This window comes from Pseudomonas sp. H26/SER47-MNA-CIBAN-0231 (assembly GCF_040310465.1).
Lineage (GTDB): Bacteria > Pseudomonadota > Gammaproteobacteria > Pseudomonadales > Pseudomonadaceae > Aquipseudomonas > Aquipseudomonas atacamensis.
In genome coordinates this window covers 195,372-216,881 of sequence record NZ_JBEOPW010000001.1, presented here as the reverse complement: position 1 = coordinate 216,881, position 21,510 = coordinate 195,372, and the positions used below count along the sequence as shown (strand labels likewise).

20 protein-coding genes are annotated in these 21,510 nt (G+C 60.5%); 9 read left to right on the top strand and 11 right to left on the bottom strand.

What is annotated here, in order from left to right; all coding sequences use genetic code 11:
• Positions 1-98: 98 nt before the first annotated feature.
• The 3 genes from AAEZ10_RS01010 to AAEZ10_RS01000 form a co-directional block, all read right to left on the bottom strand.
• Positions 99-884, bottom strand: coding sequence for a DeoR/GlpR family DNA-binding transcription regulator (locus AAEZ10_RS01010; protein ID WP_130929695.1), 786 nt, complete (start codon positions 882-884; stop codon positions 99-101).
• Positions 885-1,070: 186 nt separating this feature from the next.
• Positions 1,071-2,126 (bottom strand): AbrB family transcriptional regulator, encoded by a 1,056-nt coding sequence (locus tag AAEZ10_RS01005; protein WP_130929696.1) that lies wholly within the window; start codon positions 2,124-2,126, stop codon positions 1,071-1,073.
• 167 nt (positions 2,127-2,293) lie between these two features.
• A complete protein-coding gene (locus AAEZ10_RS01000) occupies positions 2,294-2,716 on the bottom strand; it encodes an HD domain-containing protein (protein ID WP_122703863.1) in 423 nt (140 codons plus the stop codon).
• Between the two features lie 158 nt (positions 2,717-2,874).
• On the opposite strand from AAEZ10_RS01000, the gene AAEZ10_RS00995 reads away from it, so the two are divergent.
• The gene (locus tag AAEZ10_RS00995) at positions 2,875-3,306 is read left to right on the top strand and encodes a hypothetical protein (RefSeq protein WP_024013328.1); all 432 of its coding nucleotides are present in this window, start codon (positions 2,875-2,877) and stop codon (positions 3,304-3,306) included.
• 70 nt (positions 3,307-3,376) lie between these two features.
• Here the strand turns inward: AAEZ10_RS00995 and AAEZ10_RS00990 are convergent, their stop codons facing one another.
• The 5 genes from AAEZ10_RS00990 to AAEZ10_RS00970 all read right to left on the bottom strand — a co-directional run bounded on the left by AAEZ10_RS00990 (position 3,377) and on the right by AAEZ10_RS00970 (position 9,143).
• Positions 3,377-3,661, bottom strand: a complete 285-nt coding sequence (locus AAEZ10_RS00990; RefSeq protein ID WP_350567056.1) for a hypothetical protein — start codon at positions 3,659-3,661, stop codon at positions 3,377-3,379.
• Positions 3,662-3,804: 143 nt separating this feature from the next.
• On the bottom strand, positions 3,805-4,353 hold the full coding sequence (locus AAEZ10_RS00985) for a cupin domain-containing protein (RefSeq protein WP_011333561.1): 549 nt from the start codon (positions 4,351-4,353) through the stop codon (positions 3,805-3,807).
• A 349-nt stretch (positions 4,354-4,702) separates the two neighbouring features.
• The gene (locus tag AAEZ10_RS00980; RefSeq protein ID WP_024013330.1) at positions 4,703-5,986 is read right to left on the bottom strand and encodes an NAD(P)/FAD-dependent oxidoreductase; all 1,284 of its coding nucleotides are present in this window, start codon (positions 5,984-5,986) and stop codon (positions 4,703-4,705) included.
• Between the two features lie 48 nt (positions 5,987-6,034).
• Positions 6,035-7,525, bottom strand: a complete 1,491-nt coding sequence (locus AAEZ10_RS00975) for an aldehyde dehydrogenase (protein ID WP_350567051.1) — start codon at positions 7,523-7,525, stop codon at positions 6,035-6,037.
• A gap of 241 nt (positions 7,526-7,766) precedes the next feature.
• Positions 7,767-9,143 (bottom strand): glutamine synthetase family protein, encoded by a 1,377-nt coding sequence (locus tag AAEZ10_RS00970; RefSeq protein WP_007918694.1) that lies wholly within the window; start codon positions 9,141-9,143, stop codon positions 7,767-7,769.
• Positions 9,144-9,425: 282 nt separating this feature from the next.
• Between AAEZ10_RS00970 and AAEZ10_RS00965 the strand changes: the two genes are divergently transcribed.
• The 5 genes from AAEZ10_RS00965 (at position 9,426) to AAEZ10_RS00945 (ending at position 14,769) form a co-directional block, all read left to right on the top strand.
• Positions 9,426-10,187: a gamma-glutamyl-gamma-aminobutyrate hydrolase family protein gene (locus tag AAEZ10_RS00965; RefSeq protein ID WP_350567048.1), complete on the top strand. Its 762-nt coding sequence runs from the start codon at positions 9,426-9,428 to the stop codon at positions 10,185-10,187.
• A 366-nt stretch (positions 10,188-10,553) separates the two neighbouring features.
• Complete coding sequence (potA, locus tag AAEZ10_RS00960) at positions 10,554-11,696, top strand: polyamine ABC transporter ATP-binding protein (RefSeq protein WP_024013333.1); 1,143 nt, start codon at positions 10,554-10,556, stop codon at positions 11,694-11,696.
• Complete coding sequence (locus tag AAEZ10_RS00955; protein ID WP_024013334.1) at positions 11,693-12,607, top strand: ABC transporter permease subunit; 915 nt, start codon at positions 11,693-11,695, stop codon at positions 12,605-12,607. Before potA ends, AAEZ10_RS00955 begins: the two co-directional genes overlap by 4 nt.
• Positions 12,604-13,476, top strand: coding sequence for an ABC transporter permease subunit (locus AAEZ10_RS00950; protein WP_197892873.1), 873 nt, complete (start codon positions 12,604-12,606; stop codon positions 13,474-13,476). Before AAEZ10_RS00955 ends, AAEZ10_RS00950 begins: the two co-directional genes overlap by 4 nt.
• A gap of 195 nt (positions 13,477-13,671) precedes the next feature.
• Complete coding sequence (locus AAEZ10_RS00945) at positions 13,672-14,769, top strand: polyamine ABC transporter substrate-binding protein (RefSeq protein WP_073471234.1); 1,098 nt, start codon at positions 13,672-13,674, stop codon at positions 14,767-14,769.
• 259 nt (positions 14,770-15,028) lie between these two features.
• Here AAEZ10_RS00945 and thpR read toward each other — a convergent pair whose 3' ends face one another.
• Positions 15,029-15,568, bottom strand: coding sequence for an RNA 2',3'-cyclic phosphodiesterase (gene thpR, locus AAEZ10_RS00940; protein ID WP_350567043.1), 540 nt, complete (start codon positions 15,566-15,568; stop codon positions 15,029-15,031).
• 107 nt (positions 15,569-15,675) lie between these two features.
• Between thpR and AAEZ10_RS00935 the strand changes: the two genes are divergently transcribed.
• Positions 15,676-15,870 (top strand): hypothetical protein, encoded by a 195-nt coding sequence (locus AAEZ10_RS00935; RefSeq protein WP_110600946.1) that lies wholly within the window; start codon positions 15,676-15,678, stop codon positions 15,868-15,870.
• A 125-nt stretch (positions 15,871-15,995) separates the two neighbouring features.
• Here the strand turns inward: AAEZ10_RS00935 and AAEZ10_RS00930 are convergent, their stop codons facing one another.
• Both AAEZ10_RS00930 and AAEZ10_RS00925 read right to left on the bottom strand, forming a co-directional pair.
• Entirely contained in the window at positions 15,996-17,138 is a 1,143-nt protein-coding gene (locus AAEZ10_RS00930; protein ID WP_071172839.1) for an HlyD family secretion protein, read from the bottom strand.
• The gene (locus AAEZ10_RS00925; protein ID WP_073471236.1) at positions 17,135-18,790 is read right to left on the bottom strand and encodes an MFS transporter; all 1,656 of its coding nucleotides are present in this window, start codon (positions 18,788-18,790) and stop codon (positions 17,135-17,137) included. The genes AAEZ10_RS00930 and AAEZ10_RS00925 overlap by 4 nt, the downstream gene beginning before the upstream one ends.
• A gap of 309 nt (positions 18,791-19,099) precedes the next feature.
• Here AAEZ10_RS00925 and AAEZ10_RS00920 point away from each other — a divergent pair, with 309 nt between their 5' ends.
• Entirely contained in the window at positions 19,100-20,395 is a 1,296-nt protein-coding gene (locus AAEZ10_RS00920) for an OprD family porin (RefSeq protein ID WP_350567038.1), read from the top strand.
• Positions 20,396-20,667: 272 nt separating this feature from the next.
• A complete protein-coding gene (locus tag AAEZ10_RS00915; RefSeq protein WP_110645549.1) occupies positions 20,668-21,492 on the top strand; it encodes an NAD-dependent epimerase/dehydratase family protein in 825 nt (274 codons plus the stop codon).
• Positions 21,493-21,510: the final 18 nt, after the last annotated feature.

Below are 21,510 nucleotides of genomic sequence, written 5' to 3'. Positions count from 1 at the left end.
ATCGCGAGCAGGCTCGCTCCCACATTGGATTTGTGCACGACACAACATCCTGTGGGAGCGAGCCTGCTCGCGAAGAGGCCCTCAAACCCCACACAAACTCAATCCGGCAACTGCTCCACGACAATCCCCAACCGCCGATAATCCTCGACATTCCCCGACCCCGGATGCCGCTCGGTAATCAACGTATGCAGGCGCGTACACGGCGCCACTATAAACGGCTCCACCGCGCCCAGCTTGTCCGCCGTGGTCACTGCAATCACCCGCGTTGCACTGTCGAGCATCGCCTGTTTGATCGGCACTTCATCGAAATGCAGCGAGGTGATCCCCACTTCGGGATGAATCGCACACACCCCGGTAATCGCCAGATCCGCCTTGATCCCCGCCAGCAGTCGCAGCGCTTCCTGACCACTGGCCGACATCGAATGCGGATTCAATTCACCACCCGCCAGAATCACTTTCACGCCTTTGTATTCCGACAGGGCAATCGCAGTCAGCGGTGAGGCGGTCACGGCAGTGATGCGGATGTCGGCGGGTAACGCGCGCGCCACCTGCAAGGTGGTCGAGCCGGAATCGAACAGCACAATCTGCCCGTCCTCGATGTGCTGCGCCGCCAATTGCGCCAGACGTACTTTGACCTCGTCGGTCTCATCCAGGCGGGTGAAGTAATCTTTGCCCGAGTCCTTCGGTCGCGGCAGCGCCCCGCCATGCACCCGCTGCACCAGTCCGGCGCTGTCCAGCTCGGCGAGGTCGCGGCGGATGGTGTCTTCGGACACTGCGAAATGCTGGCTCAGCTCGGAGGCCATGACCTTGCCGTCACGTTCGAGAAGCAAAAGGATTTTCTGCCGGCGCAGGGACGGCAATTCGGCGATGGAGTGGTCGTGCATGGTTATGCCTGTTTGTGCCTGTAGTTGCAGGTTTCAGCGACACTAGCGAAAGTCTCAGGCAAATACAAACGCAACGGCTATCAATGCTTTCGATCATTGGAATCAACACGGCGAATTTTTTCTTTGCGCTGCGCCTGTTCACAATGGCCCCACTCTCAAAAGCTCAGGATGAACAGCCCATGAATCTCAACTTCGCCTTCGCCTGCATGATTGTCGTGTCGTTCGCGATTGCTTTGGGCCACGCCTGACCTGCACCAACAACGCCGGGGCAAAATGCAGCAGCACCATCCGGCTCAGATGATGCGTCAGGATAAACACCACATTCAGCCCGCCGCCAAACGCGACAATCGCAATCGTCTCGATCGCGCCCGGCATGTACGCCAGCCACAGCGACAGCGGATCATTGCCCAGCCAGCGCGCAGCCACCTCGGCAAACGCCGCTGCAACGACGATCATCAAACCTACCGAAACCAAAGCGGTGCGCCCATGCCGCGCCAGTTCTGCGATGCCGAGGCCCTGAAAACGTGAGCCGATGCGCACGCCAAGAATCAGTGCGGCCAAGTTCAAACTCCACTCCGGCATGTGAAAGCCGTGCAGCCATCCCGTCTTCACAAACACAGCAGTGATGATGATCGCGGTGAGCATGAACGGCGCCGGGACGCCGATCAGCAACAGCAGGCGGCCGAGCAATACGCTCAGCGCGATGACAGCGATTGCGGTCAGCGCCATGCCGGTGGTCAACGGATCGCTGACCACTTCAGCCACCGCTGCTTGCCCGGGAATGAGCAAACTCACCAGCACGGTGATCAACAGCAGCCGCATCAGATGCACGATGATGACTTTGCTCGAAGCCTTTTCCGACTCAAGCAAATCGAACACTGCGGCCAATGCGCCGGGATACACCGCCAGCAGTGCATCGGTGCGGTTCCAACCGGCGCCGCGTGTCAGCCACCATCCGGCGAGTGCGATTTGTACGGTCAGGCAGATCAGCAATACGCCGAGGCTGGGCACCATCGTCGTCGCCGTTTCGCTGTCCCATGCTTCGAACATCAGCCCGGTGGCGATGCCCAGCGTGACCTGGATGTAGCCCAAGCCATAAGGAGTTGCCGGGGCGATGCCGGTTTTACTGGCAAACAATGCGGTAACGACAATCGAGCCCAGCAGCAAGCCGTGGGGCACGCCTTCAAACTGCAACAACGCGCCGAAACCGGCAGCAAGCAACAAGCACACAATGGATTTCATGGTTCGCCTTCCTGGCTATTTATCTGACACACCACCAGTCCCTGGTAGGAGCTGCCGAAGGCTGCGATCTTTTGGGACGCAGAGCGTCCCCGGCTGCATTCCCACGCAGAGCGTGGGGAACGATCAGATCGCAGCCTTCGGCAGCTCCTACAGGGGGATTGGCATTTCTATGCGCGAAGGCGCGCAATCGCCCGCCGATATTTCTCGATCCGCTCCAGATCCTCCCAACTCGGCGAGGCAATCCGCGAGATATCGCTGTTCTCTTCCAGATCCGCCAGCTTCACCACTCGCCCGATCGGGTTTTGCGCGGCGCGGTCGACAAAATCCTCGTAGGACTCGCCCGGCACTTTGGTCACCGCTGCAATCGCCGCCAGCACCTCTTCGCTGAAGCCTTCGCCGCGCAAATCATCCAGGCTCACCCCGCAATCCTCGACCACATCGTGCAGCACAGCGACGATGCGCTCTTCCAGCGTATTCATGCGCAACATGACTTTCAGCGGATGCAAAATGTACGGCGCGCCGCCCTTGTCGACTTGCCCGGTGTGGGCCGTGGCGGCAATGGCGATGGCGCGTTCGAGGGTTGGGGCCATGGGGATCGAATCCTGCGCTGAATGTTTCTGATTGTTGCGCAGTGTACGCGAAGATCCCTCAGCGCAAACCGATTGAACCTTGCCGGCCCTCGCCGCCTCGAAACCAGACAAGCGCCAAATCACCGATCAGACGCGGCGCCATTGGAGAGGAATTGCCGATGAAAACCCGACTGCTGCTCCTGATCGCCACGTTCGCCATCATCCCCACCTGCGTCATGGCTGAAGGCTGCGACGTGCAGACCCGCTCCTCCAGCGCCTCGGTGCCAGCGGTGGAAACCCACAGCTGCTACGAATACGAAGGCATGCCCGTGGACTCCATCAACTGGTCCTGCAGCAACGAAACCAAGGACACCCTCAACGCCACCAAGAAAAAAGTCGATCGCTGCGACGACCACTACCAGGCCACCTGCACCGCCCGCCTCACCCAGGAATCCCTGGCCAACCCGCACTCGACCAGCAAAGACAAAAGCGCCAAACCGCTGAACATGCCCGACAACGCCAAAGTCACCACGTATTACTACGACGGTGAACATCTGGCGCAGGCAAAGATTGATTGTGAGAACAGCGGCGGGAACTGGAAGGCTAAGTAACCTCGGTCATCGAGGATTGCCTGATAGAGAGCCCGGCTTGATGCCGGGCTTGCTGCATCTGCAAACAGCTTCAACCCTCACCAGCACCGCTGCTGGTGCCGCTGTCGTTCGATTGCTTCGAACCACTGGGCTTGGAACCCGCAGGTGTCGAGCCGTCATTGTTGGTGGTGTTGCCCTGCGTGCCTTTGGGCACGGTGGCACCGTTGGAATGAATATCTTCCGGCGCACTCGGATTGGTTTGGCTATTGCCGTCGTTAGCAGTGGGTGCCGGAGTTTCGCTGGCGGCCGTTGCGTAGAGCGAAGTGGCGGATAACAGCGTGGCCAGGGTGAATGCTGCGAGACTGGATTTATGCATGTTGGCGGTTCCTTTGCGGGGGTGAGTTATGCGTTGGAAGCGCGTGCGCGGGGAAAATGCGGGAAGGCTGACGAATGGCAGGAACAAACAACCCGGCACCTCGTAAAGATGCCGGGTCAACAAAAAAATAATGCGTTATCCGATCAGAAATTCGCCGGCGTATTCGCACTGATTATCTCTGCCTCATCAGCGCCGATATTGCGAAACTTATGCGGCAACGTCGTCGGAAAGTAATACCCGTCCCCCGCACTCAGCACACTCACCTGCCCGTCCACGGTCAGTTCCACCGTGCCGCGCGTGACCAAGCCGCACTCCTCACCTTCCGCATGCACGATCGGCTCTTCGCCGGAGCTGGCGCCGGGGGCGTATTGTTCGCGGAGCAGGCGCATCTGGCGGCTGGGCACCGAGGCGCCGATGAGCAGCAGGCGCAGGCCGTGGCGGCCGAGGTCGGGTTGTTCGTTGGCGCGGAATACGTATTGGTGTTCGCGCGGGGGCTGGTCGAAGGTGAAGAAGTCGGCCAGAGACATCGGTATGCCTTCGAGCAGCTTTTTCAGCGAGCTGACGGAGGGGCTGACGCGGTTCTGTTCGATCAGCGAGATGGTCGCGTTGGTCACGCCGCTACGCCGGGCGAGCTCGCGCTGGGAGAGTTTGTAGCTTTCGCGTACTAGTTTGAGTCGAGAACCCGTATCCATGACAGCCTTATGTAAGAGCGACTTAAGGGCGATGGGGGTGGGTGGCGGGTGACGCGCAGGTCGCGCGGATCACGTTGCTCCCGTGTCCCGGAACCGTGAAAGGCGGCTATTAAATCACGTTTGCCGGTGTTGCTCAGCAGGTTCGATGGATGGTGCGGCAAAAGTCCTGTTGGCCTTGGCAATACAGTCACTGTGGGAGCGAGCCTGCTCGCGAAAGCGTAGTGTCTGGCGAATCGATGTCGCCTGATATGGCCTCTTCGCGAGCAGGCTCGCTCCCACAGTGGACATCAGTGGTTTTGCATAAGTGAAAAACCGGCGAGGTCTTTCGGACCGCCGCCGGTGAGGTAAGTCAGACGCCGAAGCGGTCGCGCAGGGAATAGTAGACCGCGCCCAGAGCGGTAAGCGGTGCGGAGAAGGTGCGGCCGCCGAGCATCGGCATGTGCGGCAGCGAGGCGAAGGCGTTGAAGCGTTCGGCGTCGCCGCGGATCATTTCCGAGATCAGTTTGCCGGCCAGGTGCGAGCAGGTGACGCCGTGGCCGCTGTAGCCCTGCATGTAGTAGGCGTTCTTTTCGATACGGCCGAATTGCGGCATGCGCGACATGGTCAGCAGGAAGTTGCCGGTCCAGCGGTAGTCGATCTTTACGTCCTTGAGCTGCGGGAAAGTCTTGAGGATCTTCGGCCGGATCAGCTGTTCGATATCGTCCGGCTCCCGCGCGCCGTAAACCACACCACCACCGTAAAGCAGGCGGTTGTCAGCGGTCAGGCGGTAGTAATCCAGCAGGTAGTTGCAATCTTCCACGCAATAGTTGTTGGTGATCAGGCTGCGCGCCTGCTGCTCGGTCAGCGGTTCGGTGACGACGATCTGCGAGCCGCACGGCATGCTTTTCGCGGTGACGCGGTTGTCGAGGCCTTGCGGCAGGTAGGCGTTGCCGGCGATCAGCAGGTATTTGGCGCGGACCAGCCCCTTGGCGGTGCGCACGGTGATCGGCTCGCCGTAGGTAATTTCGACCGCCGCCGACTGTTCGTAGATCTTGCCGCCCAAACGCACGATGGCAGCGGCCTCTCCTAGCGCCAGATTCAACGGATGAACGTGGCCGCCCTGCATGTCCAGCAAGCCGCCAACGTAAGCATCGGAGCCGACTTCGCGACGAATGTCCGCTGCATCGAGCATCTTCAGATTGCGGTTGCCGTAGCGTTCCCAGTTGCGCTTCTGCTCGGCCAGGCCGTTGAGCTGTTTCTTGTTCATCGCCGCGAAAATACCGCCCGGGCGGTAGTCGCACTTGATGTCGTAATCCTTGATGCGCGAGCGAATGATGTCGGCGCCTTCGAAGATCATGCTGCCGAGGATTTCTGCAGTCTTGTCGCCGTAGCGCTCTTCGATGACATCGACGTCGCGGCTGTAGGAGTTGACCAGTTGGCCGCCATTGCGACCGCTGGCGCCGTAGCCGACTTTCGCCGCTTCCAGCACGGTGACTTTGTAGCCAGCCTCGCTGAGGAAGAGCGCCGAGGACAGACCGGTATAGCCGGCGCCGATGATGCAGACGTCGCAGTCCAGCGCTTCTTCGAGAATCGGGAAGTCGATGACTTCGTTGCGGGTGGCTGCGTAGTAGCTGTTTACGTGTTGCTGTTTCATAGGTTTCTCCGAGGGCCGCCAACAGGGGCGGCCGCCGCTGTAAAAGAGTCAGAGCTTGATCCAGGTCGCTTTCAGTTCGGTGTACTTGTCGAACGCGTGCAGCGATTTGTCGCGACCGTTGCCCGATTGCTTGAAGCCACCGAACGGCGCAGTCATGTCGCCGCCGTCGTACTGGTTGACCCAGACGCTGCCGGCGCGCAGGCCGCGGGCGAAGATGTGCGCCTTGCTCAAGTTGCTGGTCCACACCCCGGCGGCGAGGCCGAAAATGCTGTCGTTGGCGATCTGCAGGGCTTCTTCGGCGGTGTCGAAGGTGATCAGCGACAGCACCGGGCCGAAGATTTCTTCTTGGGCGATAGTCATCGCATTGGTCACGCCGTCGAAGATCGCTGGCTGCACGTAGAGGCCGCCGGTTTCTTCGAGGGTGCGTTGGCCGCCGGCAATCAACTCGGCGCCCTGCTCGCGGCCGATGCTGATATAGCGCAGCACGTTGTCCAGTTGACGCTGGTCGACCACGGCGCCGACAGTGGTCGCCGGATCCAGTGCGTGCCCCGGTTTCCACGCTTGCAGCGCTTCCACCAGCAGCGGGATGAACTGCTCGCGAATCGAGCGCTCGACCAGCAGACGCGAGCCGGCAGTGCAGACTTCGCCCTGGTTGAAGGCGATGGCACTGGCTGCTGCCTGGGCTGCCGCGCGCAGGTCCGGTGCGTCGGCGAACACCACGTTCGGGCTCTTGCCGCCGGCCTCGAGCCAGACGCGTTTCATGTTGCTCTGGCCGGCATAGATCATCAGCTGCTTGGCGATCGCCGTGGAGCCGGTGAAGGCCAGCACGTCGACGTCCATGTGCAACGCCAGCGCCTTGCCGACGGTGTGGCCGTAGCCCGGCAGCACGTTGAACACGCCCTTCGGAATACCCGCCTCCAGCGCCAGTTGCGCGATGCGGATGGCGGTCAGCGGTGATTTTTCCGAAGGCTTGAGGATGAACGAGTTACCCGCCGCCAGCGCCGGGGCGAATTTCCAGCTGGCCATGATCAGCGGGAAATTCCACGGCACGATCGCTGCGACCACACCGGACGGCTCACGGGTGACGAGGCCGAGTTGGTCGTGCGGCGTCGCAGCGACTTCGTCGTAGATCTTGTCGATGGCCTCGGCGCTCCAGCGGATCGCGTTGGCGGTCGCCGGGATGTCGATGCTCATCGAATCGCTGATCGGTTTGCCCATGTCGAGGGTTTCCAGCAGTGCCAGTTCTTCCTGGTGTTGCAGGATCAGATCGGCGAAGCGGATCAGGACGCGCTTGCGCTCGGCCGGGGCTTTTTTCGCCCAGATGCCGGAGTTGAAGGACTGGCGCGCGGCTTCGACGGCGAGGTTGGCGTCGGCTTCATCGGTGCTGGCGACGGCGGCAAGAAAGCGGCCATCGACCGGGCTCAGGCATTCGAAGGTGTCGCCACTGATCGCCGGGCGGTATTCACCGTTGATGAAAGCGCGGGATTCGATGGACAGAGACTGGAAGCGTTGTTCCCAGTCGTTGCGGGTTGTGGTCATTGTTTTTGAGCTCGACAAGGGGGAATTTGGGGGTTGGTCTGGCCGGAATCGCTGCCCTCACCCTAGCCCTCTCCCAGAGGGAGAGGGGACCGATCGGGGGATGTCTGGTAACTGCGCCGACCTGAAAAATCTTTGCCGAATCCATCATCGACTGGATCGTTCAGGTCGCCGGATATCTCCAGACGACGCGGTCAGTCCCCTCTCCCTCCGGGAGAGGGTTAGGGTGAGGGGCTTTTGATCTTCAGACCGTATGCAGATACCAGTTGTACTCAAGATCAGAAATCGAGTTCTCGAACTCGGCCAGCTCGCTTTCCTTGCACGCGACGAACACGTCGATGTACATCGGGTCGATGTAGCGCGCCATGACTTCGCTGTCGTCGAGCTCGCGCAAGGCGTCGCGCAAGTTGTTCGGCAGGCTCTGCTCGTTCTGCTCGTAGCTGTTGCCTTCGACCGGGGCGCCGGGCTCGATCTGGTTGGTCAGGCCGTGGTGGATGCCGGCCAGCACCGAAGCCATCAGCAGGTACGGGTTGGCATCGGCACCGGCGACGCGGTGTTCGATGCGCACGGCATCCGCCGAACCGGTCGGCACGCGCACGGCCACGGTGCGGTTGTCGATGCCCCAGCTTGGCGAGTTCGGCACATAGAATTGCGCGCCAAAGCGGCGGTACGAGTTGACGTTCGGGCAGAGGAATGCCATTTGCGCCGGCAGGGTCTCGAGCACACCGCCGATCGCGTGACGCAGTGCGGCGTTCTGCTCGGGATCCTCGCTGGCGAAGATGTTGTTGCCTTCTTTGTCCAGAATCGAAATGTGCACGTGCAGACCGTTGCCGGCCTGGCCCGGATAAGGCTTGGCCATGAAGGTCGTGTCCATCTCGTGGTCGTAGGCGATGTTCTTCACCAGACGCTTGAGCAGGACCGCGTAATCGCAGGCCTTGATCGGGTCGGAGACGTGATGCAGGTTGACTTCGAACTGCGCCGGGGCGCTTTCCTTGACGATCGCGTCAGCCGGGATACCCTGCTCTTTCGCGCCTTCGAGGATGTCTTGCAGGCAGTCGACGTATTCGTCGAGGTCGTCGATCAGGTACACCTGAGTCGACACCGGACGCTTGCCGGATACCGGTGAACGTGGCGATTGCGGACGGCCATTCACGTTGTCCTGATCAATCAGGTAGAACTCGAGTTCGAACGCCGCGCAGATGGTCAGGCCAAGGTCGTCGAATTTGCGCACAACGTTGGCCAGCACTTCACGCGGGTCGGCGAAGAACGGCTGGCCTTCGATCTCGTGCATGGTCATCAGCAGTTGAGCGGTCGGGCGTTTTTGCCACGGCTCGATGCTCAGGGTGCCGGGGATCGGGTAGCAGATGCGATCGGCATCGCCAATATCCAGGCCCAGACCGGTGCTTTCCACCGTTGAGCCGTTGATGTCCAGCGCAAAGAGCGACGCCGGCAGGTTGATGCCTTTTTCGTACACCTTATGAAGACTGGTGCGTTCGATGCGCTTGCCGCGCACCACACCGTTCATATCCGCAATCAGAAGGTCGACGTACAAAACCTCAGGATATTTCTTAAGGAATGCGTTGGCTTCGTTGAGTTGAACGGTACGCAGAGGGACCGACATGATGCACCTATTTAGCTGTTAATTATTATGTTCACCACTGTGTTGCGCAGCCAGTCAATCCGAAAGGCAAAGTGAAGTCAATAGCGAACAGCTGGCCCCGCAGCCTTTATTTTTCGGGCTTTTATTAACACTCTCGTGCCATATCCGTCGCTAAACCCCGGTAAACCTGAGCAATTTGACGACCGGCGTTTAGAATTTTTTACATGGCAGTTGTTAATTAAAATCAACGAGGCTAAGCTCCGGAAAAGCTCGTTCAAGTGACAGACTTCGAGGTGAATAAAAATGGCATTCAAGCCATTGATCGGCGTTACTGCGTGCGTCAAACAGATTGGCCTGCACCCCTATCACATCAGCGGCGACAAGTACGTACGTGCTGTCAGCGTTGGCGCTCAAGGGTTGCCAGTGGTCATCCCTTCCCTCGGCAATCTGACTGAAATCGATGACCTGCTCGGTCAACTCGACGGTCTGTTGCTTACCGGCTCACCCTCGAACGTGGAGCCCTTCCACTATCAAGGCGCGGCCAGTGCGCCCGGCACGGATCACGATCCGGCCCGTGACGCCACCACCCTTCCTTTATTGCGTGCAGCCATCGCGGCGGGCGTTCCGGTGCTCGGCATCTGCCGTGGCTTCCAGGAAATGAACGTGGCCTTCGGCGGCAGCCTGCATCAAAAGGTGCACGAGCTGCCCGGCATGCTCGACCACCGTGAAGCCGACAGCCCGGATGTGGCCGTGCAATACGCACCAGCCCATGCGGTCAGCGTGATCGCTGGCGGCGTGTTCGAAGCGCTGGAGCTGCCCGACGAATTTCAGGTCAATTCGATTCACAGTCAGGGCATCGACCGCCTCGCCCCCGGCCTGCGTACTGAAGCCGTGGCGCCGGACGGCCTGATCGAAGCGATCTCGGTCGAGCACAGCCCGACCTTCGCCCTCGGCGTGCAATGGCACCCGGAATGGCAGGTGCTGGACAACCCGAACTACCTGAGGATTTTCCAGGCGTTCGGCGCGGCGTGCCGGCAAAGGGCGGCGAGGCGCAGTCAGCGCTGACGCAATCCCAGACCAGATAACGATTTACTGCCCCCACGGCTGGCGGGTGTGCGTTTGCACATCTGTCAGTCGTGAACCGCAACACCCGTGATAACAACAAGTACGACCCAGGCAGCCAGGACGGCGGCGCCGAACAAGCCGGATGGCAGGAGCAAGACCGTCGGATCAATGCAAAACCCTGTGGGAGCGAGCTTGCTCGCGAAAGCGGTGTGTCAGGCAACAACGACGTCGACTGACACGACGTTTTCGCGAGCAAGCTCGCTCCCACAGGGGGATGTGATCCGACTGGGAATGCGCCTGCAGGCTTGCAATCCACTTAAGCCCGGCCACATTGGCCAGGCACACGACACCTGTTGGGAGTTTCACATGGCAAACGCCTCCAGCACTTACCGCAAGGCACTCGAGGGTCAGCAGCAACCGAAAAAGGTGCTGGTGAAAGTCGATCGTGTCACCAAGAAGTTCGACGAAACCGTGGCCGTGGACGATGTGTCCCTGGAGATCCATCAGGGCGAAATCTTCGCGCTGCTGGGCGGTTCCGGTTCGGGAAAATCGACTCTGCTGCGCATGCTCGCCGGTTTCGAGCGGCCGACCGAGGGGCGGATTCTGCTCGATGGCGTGGACATCACCGACATGCCGCCTTACGAGCGGCCGATCAACATGATGTTCCAGTCCTACGCATTGTTCCCGCACATGACCGTGGCACAGAACATCGCCTTCGGCCTCAAACAGGACCGTTTGCCGGCCAGCGAAATCGATGCCCGCGTCGAAGAAATGCTGCGTCTGGTGCACATGACCCAATACGCCAAGCGCCGCCCGCACCAGTTGTCCGGCGGCCAGCGGCAGCGCGTGGCCCTCGCCCGCTCGTTGGCCAAACGGCCGAAACTGTTGCTGCTCGACGAACCGATGGGTGCGCTGGATAAAAAGCTGCGTTCGCAGATGCAGCTTGAGCTGGTGGAAATCATCGAGCGCGTCGGCGTGACCTGCGTCATGGTCACCCACGACCAGGAAGAAGCCATGACCATGGCCCAGCGCATCGCGATCATGCACCTGGGCTGGATCGCGCAGATCGGCAGCCCGGTGGACATTTATGAAGCGCCGGTCAGCCGCATGGTCTGCGAATTCATCGGTAACGTGAACGCTTTCGACGGCACCGTGGTGGAAGATCTGGAAGGCCACGCGATCATTCACAGCCCCGACTTGCAGCAGAAGATCTATGTCGGTCACGGCGTCAGCACGTCGGTACAGGACAAGTCGATCACCTACGCCATCCGCCCGGAAAAAATGCTCGTCAGCACCACCCAACCGGAGTTCCGCTACAACTGGTCCGAAGGCAAGGTGCACGACATCGCATACCTCGGCGGCCATTCGGTGTTCTACGTCGAGCTGCCCGGCGGCAAGATCGTTCAGTCGTTCATGGCCAATGCCGAACGCCGTGGCGCGCGGCCGACCTGGGACGACAAGGTCTACGTCTGGTGGGAAGACGACAGCGGCGTGGTGCTGCGCTCATGAGAACTTTCAATCAGCAATTCTTGCGCCTGGTGCCCAGCGGACGAAAACTGGTGATCGGTATTCCGTTCATCTGGCTGTTCCTGTTCTTCATGCTGCCGTTCTTTCTGGTGATGAAGATCAGCTTCTCGGAAGCCGCGCTGTCGATCCCGCCGTACTCGGAGATCTACACCTTCGCCGAACAGAAATTCCAGCTGCTGCTGAACATCGGCAACTACACCCTGCTCGGCGAAGACGAGCTGTACCTGTCGGCGTATCTCGGCTCGCTGAAGGTCGCGGCATTGAGCACGCTGATGTGCCTGGTGATCGGTTTTCCGATGGCTTACGCGATCACCAAGACCGGCAAGGAAACGCAAAACGTCCTGCTGCTGTTGATCATGATGCCGACCTGGACGGCGATCCTGATCCGCGTGTATGCGTGGATGGGCATCCTCAGCAACAACGGTCTGCTCAACGGGTTCCTGATGTGGACCGGGCTCACCGATCACCCGATCGAGATCCTCAACACCAACACTGCCGTCTATATCGGTGTGGTTTACGCGTATCTGCCGTTCATGGTTCTGCCGCTCTATGCCAACCTGGTCAAGCACGACAACAGCCTGCTGGAAGCCGCGCAGGATCTGGGTTCGAGCAACTTCAACAACTTCTGGAAGATCACCGTGCCGCTGGCCAAGAACGGCATCATTGCCGGCTGCATGCTGGTGTTCATTCCGGTGGTCGGCGAGTTCGTGATTCCGGAACTGCTGGGTGGCCCGGAGACGCTGATGATCGGTCGCGTGCTGTGGCAGGAGTTCTTCAATAACCGCGACTGGCCGGTGGCTTCTGCGCTGGCGGTGGTGATGCTGTTGATCCTGATTGTGCCAATTCTGCTGTTCAACCGCAGCCAGGCCAAAGAGATGGAGGCACGGGGATGAAACGCTTCAATTTTTCCAAGTTCATGCTGATCTTCGGCTTGATGTTCATTTATCTGCCGATGCTGATTCTGGTGATCTACTCGTTCAACGCCTCGAAACTGGTGACGGTGTGGGGTGGCTGGTCAGTGAAGTGGTATGTCGGCCTGCTCGACAACTCGCAACTGATGGGCTCGGTACTGCGCTCGCTGGAGATCGCCTGCTACACCGCGATTGCCGCTGTGGCACTGGGGACGCTGGCGGCGTTCGTGCTGACGCGGGTGACGCGCTTCAAGGGTCGCACGCTGTTTGGTGGCCTGGTGACCGCGCCGTTGGTGATGCCGGAAGTGATCACCGGTCTGTCGCTGTTGCTGCTGTTCGTGGCGATGGCGCAGCTGATCGGCTGGCCGCAGGAGCGCGGCATCGTCACCATCTGGATCGCCCACACCACCTTTTGTGCCGCTTATGTGGCGGTGGTAGTCTCCGCGCGCCTGCGGGAGCTGGATCTGTCGATCGAAGAAGCGGCGATGGACCTCGGCGCCAAACCATTCAAAGTGTTTTTCCTCATCACCATTCCCATGATCGCGCCGTCGCTGGCCGCCGGCGGGATGATGTCGTTTGCCTTGTCGCTGGATGATCTGGTGCTGGCGAGTTTTGTCTCCGGGCCGGGCTCGACGACGCTGCCGATGGAGGTGTTCTCGGCGGTGCGCCTGGGCGTGAAGCCTGAGATCAACGCCGTGGCCAGCCTGATTCTGCTGGCGGTGTCGCTGGTGACTTTCCTCGTCTGGTATTTCGGCCGCAAGGCAGAGGCCAACCGCAAACGGGCGATTCAGGAAGCGATGGATCAGACCGCAAATGAGTCGTGGCAACAGCCGGCAGCGGCGACTGCCTGAGCAACGCCGATGAACAACTGTGGCGAGGGGATTTATCCCCGTTGGGCTGCGAAGCGGCCCCTGCAGTTCTACCTGAAGACTGCGTATTCGGGTTTTGCGACTGCTTCGCAGCCGAGCGGGGATAAATCCCCTCGCCACTAGGTTCAAGTGCACCGAGCTTTTGTTTTGTTGAATAAGAAGAAGGGAGTTGTACCGATGAAAATGTTTGGCAGGACTCTGCTGACACTGTCCTTAATGGGCGCAATGGTCATGGGCGCCCAGGCCAACGACAAGGTGCTGCGTGTTTACAACTGGTCCGATTACATCGCGCCGGACACCGTGAAAAAGTTCGAAGACGAGACCGGCATTCGCGTGACCTACGACGTCTTCGACAGCAACGAAACCCTTGAAGCGCGCCTGCTCGCAGGCAAATCCGGCTATGACATCGTCGTGCCGTCGAACAGTTTTCTGGCCAAGCAGATCAAGGCCGGCGTCTACCAGCCGCTGGACAAATCGAAGCTGCCGAACTGGAAGAATCTCAACCCGGTATTGCTGAAAAACGCTTCCGCCAGTGATCCGGACAACGCGCACGCGTTCCCGTACATGTGGGGCTCGATCGGCATCGGTTTCAACCCGGCGAAGGTCAAGGAAGTGCTCGGCGCCAACGCCCCGACCAACTCCTGGGACTTACTGTTCAAACCGGAGAACGCGGAAAAGCTCAAAGCCTGCGGCATCAGCTTCCTCGATTCGCCGACCGAAATGCTCCCGGCCGCCCTGCACTATCTGGGCTATCCGGTGAACGACAAGGACAAGGCGCACATCGCCGAAGCCGAAGCGCTGTTCATGAAAATCCGCCCTTACGTGGCGTACTTCCACTCCTCGAAGTACATCTCCGATCTGGCTAACGGCAACATCTGCGTGGCGGTCGGTTACTCCGGCGACGTCCTGCAGGCCAAGGCCCGCGCAGTGGAATCGGGCAACAAGGTGGTGATCGACTACAGCATTCCCAAGGAAGGCGCCGGCAGTTTCTACGACATGGTCGCCATCCCCCGTGATGCGGCAAACGTCGACAACGCCTACCTGTTCATGGACTTCCTGATGCGCCCGGACATCATCGCCGAAGTCACCAACAGCATCGGCTACAGCAACGCCAACGCAGCAGCCACGCCACTGGTGGACGAAGCGATCCGCAACGAACCGGGCTCGTATCCGTCGCAAGCGGTGATGGCGACCTTGTATGCAGTGCCGGATCAGCCGATTGCCACGCAGCGGATCATGACGCGCGGCTGGACGCGGGTGAAGCTCGGTAAATAAGCCCGTCGGGCAACGCTGATCGACTGATCGTTCCACGCTTCGCGTAGGAATGCCTCAATGGACGCTCTGCGTCCGCTTTGGGACGCGGAGCGTCCCGGGCTGCATTCCCACGCGGAGCGTGGGAACGATCAATGCAGTGCTGAAAATTTTCCGTTCACGCAGCGCCTTACCACCGCTGCACCCTGATCTGAACGGCCTCACCCGGCTCCCTCGGCTCGGGTGAATTTGCAGGCGCCTTCGGGCGCCTTTTTTTGTCCGTTCAGATCAGCGGCCAGTCCTGCAAAACCCGATACCGACCCTTGTGCGATTCGAACAGAGCGAAGCGTTCAGCACGCAGAAAGAACTCCGGCGGCGTGCGCGCTTCCGGCTCCGGCGCGCGGTACTCGCGGGCCAGTGTCAGGTGCGGGCGGAACTCGTGGGTGGGCTCGTCAAAACCGAACGGCAGCATCGCCTGCTCCAGCGCGTAGACCAGGCGCAACAACGCGGGCGGCGCCTGTTCCGGTGCCAGCGATAGCACACCGGGGCGATGCCAGACCTGCAAGCGATCCAGCACAATGCGCAACGTTTCGCCGGGAATACGCACACTGCCCGCTGCTTCGCAGACGCCGTGAATCTGCGCCAGCGGCACCGCTCCAAGAAACAGCAGAGTCAGATGAAAATTATCCGCCGGCACCGGTTTGCCGCTGCGCAGACCCAGTTCCGCGCGCCACTGGGCGATTGCCTTGCGCTGCGCCGGCGGGCAGTCCAAAGCGAAAAACAGCCGTTTCGACGGTTCATCCCTGCGCACTTCATCCATCATCGCCCTGCCCCCCATATCGTCATGATCGCGCCGATTCTACACAGCCTGTTCTGACGACTCGCGACAGGAAGCTATAGTTCAAGGATTGCCATCAACCGGAGGCTGCCATGCGCGAGATCCTCAGCAAAGAACCCTGGTGGGCCCGGCCACCGCATCCCGGACAGGACGAAAGCGAACTGGAATGGGGCTGGCTGGTGCATTACAGCGAAGGCGAACCGCGCTTCGAATTCGTTCGCGAGAGACCCAGCGACGAGCAGATCCGCAACCGCAAAAGTTGCCGGGTCACTCCCTCGGCCGAGTGAATAGAGCCCGTGCGCACTAATCCTGTGGGAGCGAGCCTGCTCGCGAAAGCGGTGTGTCAGATAAAGAAATGTTACTGATACGACGCTTTCGCGAGCAGGCTCGCTCCCACAGGGTCATGCATTGATCAGTGGGGTTGGGTGTCGCCGGCGGCGGTGTCGATGCTGACAACCACTGACATCCCCGGCCGCAAGCGTTCTTCTTCCTGCTGATCGGGATCGATGGTGATGCGCACCGGCACGCGCTGGGCGATCTTGACGAAGTTACCGGTGGCGTTGTCGGCCTGCAGCAAGGCAAATTCCGAGCCGGTGCCCGGCGAAATATGCTGCACATGGCCAGTGAATCTGCGGTGGTTCAAGGCGTCGACGGTGAAGCGCACCGGTTGCCCGACACGTACGTTGGCCATCTGGGTTTCCTTCATGTTGGCGATCACCCATTTCTGGTCCGGGACCAGCGCCATCAATTGCGCGCCGGAGTTGACGTAGGCGCCGAGGCGCACGCCAATCTGCCCGAGCTGGCCGTCGCGCGGAGCCACGATCCGCGTGTTCGACAGATCGATGCGCGCCAGTTGCACCGCTGCTTCGGCACTGGCCACGGCGGCCTCCAGCGAGCCGCGATTGACGATCACCGTTTGCAGATCCTGCCGGGCGATTTCCAGATTGGCCTTGGCCTGCGCCACAGAAGCCGTGCTCTGCGCGTTGGCAGCGAGAGTCACGTCGAATTCGCGCTTGGACACCGAGCCGTCGCGCACCAGTTCCTGATTACGCCGCAGATCCGCCTCGCTCTTGCGCAACTGCGCCTGGCTGTCGGCGAGCACTGCCTGGCGCAATTTGATCGTCGCTTCAGCGCTGTTGCGCTGCTGCACGACGTTGGCCAGTCCGGCCTTCTGCACCGCCAGTTGTGCCAGAGACTGGTCGAGGCGTTGCTGATAAATGCGGTCGTCCAGACGCACCAGCAGATCCCCGGCCTTGACGTACTGGAAGTCCTGCACCGGCACCTCGAACACATAGCCGCTGAGCTGCGGGCCGATGATCGTCACCTGCCCGCGCACCAAGGCGTTTTCGGTGGTTTCGACTGCACTGCTGAACGGCGGCAGTTGCCACGCATACAGCACGATCAGCACGCCGACGATGGCGATTGCGGCAAAGCCCAGCGAAGAGATGATCCGCACCCGCAGCGAACGCGGCGCGGTATTCGGTGACGATGGCGGCGCCTCCCCTTCAGGTGTGGCGGCGATGGCGTTGGTGGTTGTGGTGGTCGGTTCGGTCATGAAGAAGTGGCACCGCTGGGTGGTACGGAAGGTGTCGGCTCAATGGCTTTGGTGGTGCTCATCAGCCACAACGCACGAATCGAAAGCCAGATCATGGTCAGGACGGCAATGACCGCAATCAGCATGAAGACATCGTTATAGGCCAGCACGTTCGCTTCGCGTGTCGCCGCATTGGCGAGGCTGCGCATGCCGGCCAGATTGCGCAAGCTCGGGTCGGCGAGCAAACCGCCGAAGGCCGAGCCGCCGCTCTGCACTCGCGCAGCCACCAAGGGATCGGACATCACCAGATGATCGACGATGTGGCTGGAATGGTACTTCTCCCGCACGATCTGAAAAGTGCCAAGCAACGCCGCGCCGAGCAGTCCGCCGAGGTTGTTGCAGATCCCGAACAGCACGGAAAAACTCACCAGGTTGCGCGGATTGGTCAGCACGTTGCGCGTGCCGAAGACCATGGTCGGGCCGAGAAAAAACGTGCTGCCGAATGCCAGCAGGAACTGGCTGAAATACATGTTTTCGGGGCGGGTCAGGTTGTTCGAGAAGCTGTCCATCACCGAACCGGTGGCCATCAGTGCCAAGGAAATGATCAACGGCATCAGCAGGTGTTTGGGGTCGATAGTCAGTGCGCTGGTGGCAAGCCCGGCGATACTGCCGATCAGCATCACCACATACAGACTGTGCAACTGCTCATAGCCCATGTTCAGGTTCTGCATGAAACCGACCGCGCCGGTGGATTGCTCCGAGGTAACCATGCGAATCAGGGTCACCGCCAGCGCCAGGCGAATCATCGTTCCGCTGCCCAGCCAGCGGGTCATCAACATCGGGTTGCTGCGATTGTGCTCAATGGCCAGGCCCATAATGATCAGCGCGATCGAGCAGGCCAGCGCCACGCCGATCCAGTCCGCCTCCAGCCACCAGTCGATGCGCCCCAGCGACAGCACCGCGCACAACAACGCCACACCGGTGGCGAGGATGGCGAAGGTCAGGAAGTCGAGTTTTTCGAAGGTCTTGAAGCGGTCACCGGGCGGCAACTTCAGCAGCAACACACAGCCGAGTGACAGCAGGGCCATGCCCAATTCGAACAGGTACAGACCGCGCCATTCGGCGATCTGCAACAGGTCTTCGGAAAACAGCCGCGCCAGCGGTAACGCCAATTGCGACGTGCCGAGGCCGAGCACCAGCGCTTTGAGCCGCCACTTCGCCGGGAACGCCTGGACCATGTAATACAGACCCAGCGAGCTCAGCGCCGCACCGACCATGCCGTGGGCAGCCCGCACCGCCACTGCCGAGTTGAGATCGTTGACGAACAAATGGCCGAAGGTCACCAGTGCATACAGCACCAGAAACACTTCGGTGAACGCGCGCAAGCCGAACTGCTGGCGAAACTTCACCAGCAGCAGGTTCATCGATACGTTGGTCATCACATACGCCGCCGGCAGCCAGGCCATCTCCGCCGTGGTCGCGCCGAGCGAGCCTTGCAGGTAAGGCAGGTTGGCAACCACCAGCGAGTTGCCCAACCCACCAGTCACCGCCACCAGCACGCCAACCGCCGCATAAGCCAAGCGCTTGGGCGTGGAGTGCAACGGGGTCGATGGGGAACCGGGCAGGCTGGGCTTTTCGTGGGGTTGCCAGTTGCGCGGGGCGTATTTATCCATGGATCGGCCTGGTGCTGGGGGTAGAGGAAGTTTGCCGCAATTTGACGGGCAATACACGACTCGACGGACACCAAGGAACCCGGTGGGAGCGAGCCTGCTCGCGAAAGCGCTGTGTCAGTCGACAACTCCATTGAAGGAAAGTCCGCATTCGCGAGCAGGCTCGCTCCCACATGGGTTCGGCGTCGAATGGGAGGTCATCGTATAACTTCCAGTTGACAATCCCCGTAAATCTGGGAAATATCCGCATCGATGTTGTACGACGACGTATGACAAATAATAAAAACAACAAACGATCCAGGGAGCGTCACAGTGAGCCCACTCGCCCGCAATTCCGTCCGCCCTTCACGTTTTGCCCATTTCAAACCGCGTTCGACCCTCAGCCTGATCGGTTGCAGCAGCCTCGCTCTGGCCCTGCCGTTGAGCGCCGATGCCGAAGGCTTTCTTGACGACAGCAAAGCCACGCTGAACCTGCGCAATGCCTACTTCAACCGCAACTTCGTCAACCCGGCCAATCCGCAGGGCAAGGCTGAAGAATGGACGCAGAACTTCATTCTCGACGCCAAATCCGGCTTCACCCAGGGCACCGTCGGCTTCGGCCTCGACATCCTTGGCATGTATTCGCAGAAGCTCGATGGCGGCAAAGGCACTGGCGGTACGCAGTTGTTGCCGATTCATGATGACGGCCGCCCGGCCGACAACTTCGGCCGCCTCGGCGTGGCGCTGAAAGCCAAAGTCTCGAAGACCGAATTGAAAGTCGGTGAATGGATGCCGGTGCTGCCGATCCTGCGCTCCGACGACGGCCGCTCCCTGCCGCAGACCTTTCGCGGTGGCCAGATTACGTCCACCGAGATCAACGGCCTGACCGTTTACGGCGGCCAGTTCCGTGGCAACAGCCCGCGCAACGACGCGAGCATGGAAGACATGTCGATGAACGGCCGCGGTGCGTTCACCTCCGATCGCTTCAACTTCGGCGGCGGCGAATACAGCTTCAACGAAAAGCGCACGATGGTCGGCGTGTGGTACGCCGAGCTCACCGACATCTACCAGCAGCAGTATTTCAACCTCAGCCACAGCCAGCCGATGGGCGACTGGACGCTGGGCGCCAACCTCGGTTTCTTCACCGGCAAGGAAGACGGCAGCGCTCAGGCCGGCGACCTCGACAACAAGACCGCGTTCGCCCTGCTCTCGGCCAAGTATGGCGGCAACACCTTCTACGTCGGCCTGCAGAAACTCACCGGCGACGATGCCTGGATGCGCGTCAACGGCACCAGCGGCGGCACCCTGGCCAACGACAGTTACAACGCCAGTTATGACAACGCCAAAGAGCGCTCCTGGCAGGTGCGTCACGACTACAACTTCGTTGCGCTGGGCGTGCCTGGCCTGACCCTGATGAACCGCTACATCAGCGGCGATAACGTGCACACCGCCACCACCAATGACGGCAAGGAATGGGGCCGCGAATCGGAACTGGCCTACACCGTGCAGAGCGGCCCGCTGAAGAACCTCAACGTGAAATGGCGCAACGCGACCATTCGCCGGGACTTCAGCACCAACGAATTTGACGAGAACCGGATTTTTATCAGCTATCCGATTTCGTTGTTGTAACGGTTAGCGGTTTACCCTGTGGGAGCGAGCCTGCTCGCGAAAGCGGCGGACCAGTCGATTTGTTCTGACTGGCACACCGCATTCGCGAGCAGGCTCGCTCCCACAAGGGGATTGCATTGCAAGGCAGGTATCGGGTCTTGAGAAAATGAATCGCCCCTTCCGTCATCTACACCAAAAGTCGCGTTGACAAGATCCGGAAACCCTACCGATACTTCAGCGCAGTCATACGACAACCTACAACAAACCTAATAACAATGTGTTCAGGGATTGCCATGACGTCTACCTCTACCCCCCGCGCTCCTTTCAACCGCCTGCTGCTGACCGGTGCCGCCGGCGGCCTGGGCAAAGTGTTGCGCGAACGCCTGCGCCCTTACGCCAATGTGCTGCGCCTGTCCGACATCGCCGCCCTCGCCCCGGCCGTCGATGACCACGAAGAAGTCGTGCTCTGCGACCTCGCCGACAAGCAAGCCGTGCATCAACTGGTCGAAGGGGTCGATGCGATCCTGCATTTCGGCGGCGTTTCGGTCGAGCGCCCGTTCGAAGAAATCCTCGGTGCCAACATCAGCGGCGTGTTCCACATTTACGAAGCGGCGCGCAAGCACGGTGTGAAGCGGGTGATCTTCGCCAGCTCCAACCACGTCATCGGTTTCTACAAACAGGACCAACAGCTCGACGCCACTTCGGCGCGTCGTCCCGATGGTTACTACGGCTTGTCCAAGTCCTACGGCGAAGACATGGCCAGTTTCTACTTCGATCGCTACGGCATCGAAACCGTCAGCATCCGCATCGGCTCATCGTTCCCCGAACCGCAGAACCGCCGGATGATGCACACCTGGCTGAGCTTCGACGATCTCACGCAACTGCTCGAACGTTCGCTGTATACGCCAAACGTCGGTCACACCGTGGTCTACGGCATGTCCGCCAACAAAGACGTCTGGTGGGACAACCGCTACGCCAGCCACCTCGGTTTCGAAGCCAAGGACACCTCGGAAGTGTTCCGCGACAAGGTCGAAGCGCAACCGATGCCGGCCGACGATGATCCGGCGCGGATCTATCAGGGCGGCGCCTTCGTCGCAGCAGGCCCGTTCGGCGACTGACCGTTCGACTTGATCCCC

Bases quoted from the DNA above. Each gene is read 5' to 3' on its own strand.
- AAEZ10_RS00935 (WP_110600946.1), top strand. From the start codon at position 15,676: ATGCGCGAGATCCTCAGCAAAGAACCCTGGTGGGCCCGGCCACCGCAT.
- AAEZ10_RS00990 (WP_350567056.1), bottom strand. From the start codon at position 3,661: ATGCATAAATCCAGTCTCGCAGCATTCACCCTGGCCACGCTGTTATCC.
- AAEZ10_RS01010 (WP_130929695.1), bottom strand. From the start codon at position 884: ATGCACGACCACTCCATCGCCGAATTGCCGTCCCTGCGCCGGCAGAAA.
- AAEZ10_RS01000 (WP_122703863.1), bottom strand. From the start codon at position 2,716: ATGGCCCCAACCCTCGAACGCGCCATCGCCATTGCCGCCACGGCCCAC.
- thpR (WP_350567043.1), bottom strand. From the start codon at position 15,568: ATGATGGATGAAGTGCGCAGGGATGAACCGTCGAAACGGCTGTTTTTC.
- potA (WP_024013333.1), top strand. From the start codon at position 10,554: ATGGCAAACGCCTCCAGCACTTACCGCAAGGCACTCGAGGGTCAGCAG.
- AAEZ10_RS00915 (WP_110645549.1), top strand. From the start codon at position 20,668: ATGACGTCTACCTCTACCCCCCGCGCTCCTTTCAACCGCCTGCTGCTG.
- AAEZ10_RS00970 (WP_007918694.1), bottom strand. From the start codon at position 9,143: ATGTCGGTCCCTCTGCGTACCGTTCAACTCAACGAAGCCAACGCATTC.
- AAEZ10_RS00975 (WP_350567051.1), bottom strand. From the start codon at position 7,525: ATGACCACAACCCGCAACGACTGGGAACAACGCTTCCAGTCTCTGTCC.
- AAEZ10_RS00950 (WP_197892873.1), top strand. From the start codon at position 12,604: ATGAAACGCTTCAATTTTTCCAAGTTCATGCTGATCTTCGGCTTGATG.
- AAEZ10_RS00945 (WP_073471234.1), top strand. From the start codon at position 13,672: ATGAAAATGTTTGGCAGGACTCTGCTGACACTGTCCTTAATGGGCGCA.
- AAEZ10_RS00980 (WP_024013330.1), bottom strand. From the start codon at position 5,986: ATGAAACAGCAACACGTAAACAGCTACTACGCAGCCACCCGCAACGAA.
- AAEZ10_RS00930 (WP_071172839.1), bottom strand. From the start codon at position 17,138: ATGACCGAACCGACCACCACAACCACCAACGCCATCGCCGCCACACCT.
- AAEZ10_RS00995 (WP_024013328.1), top strand. From the start codon at position 2,875: ATGAAAACCCGACTGCTGCTCCTGATCGCCACGTTCGCCATCATCCCC.
- AAEZ10_RS00925 (WP_073471236.1), bottom strand. From the start codon at position 18,790: ATGGATAAATACGCCCCGCGCAACTGGCAACCCCACGAAAAGCCCAGC.
- AAEZ10_RS00955 (WP_024013334.1), top strand. From the start codon at position 11,693: ATGAGAACTTTCAATCAGCAATTCTTGCGCCTGGTGCCCAGCGGACGA.
- AAEZ10_RS00985 (WP_011333561.1), bottom strand. From the start codon at position 4,353: ATGGATACGGGTTCTCGACTCAAACTAGTACGCGAAAGCTACAAACTC.
- AAEZ10_RS01005 (WP_130929696.1), bottom strand. From the start codon at position 2,126: ATGAAATCCATTGTGTGCTTGTTGCTTGCTGCCGGTTTCGGCGCGTTG.
- AAEZ10_RS00965 (WP_350567048.1), top strand. From the start codon at position 9,426: ATGGCATTCAAGCCATTGATCGGCGTTACTGCGTGCGTCAAACAGATT.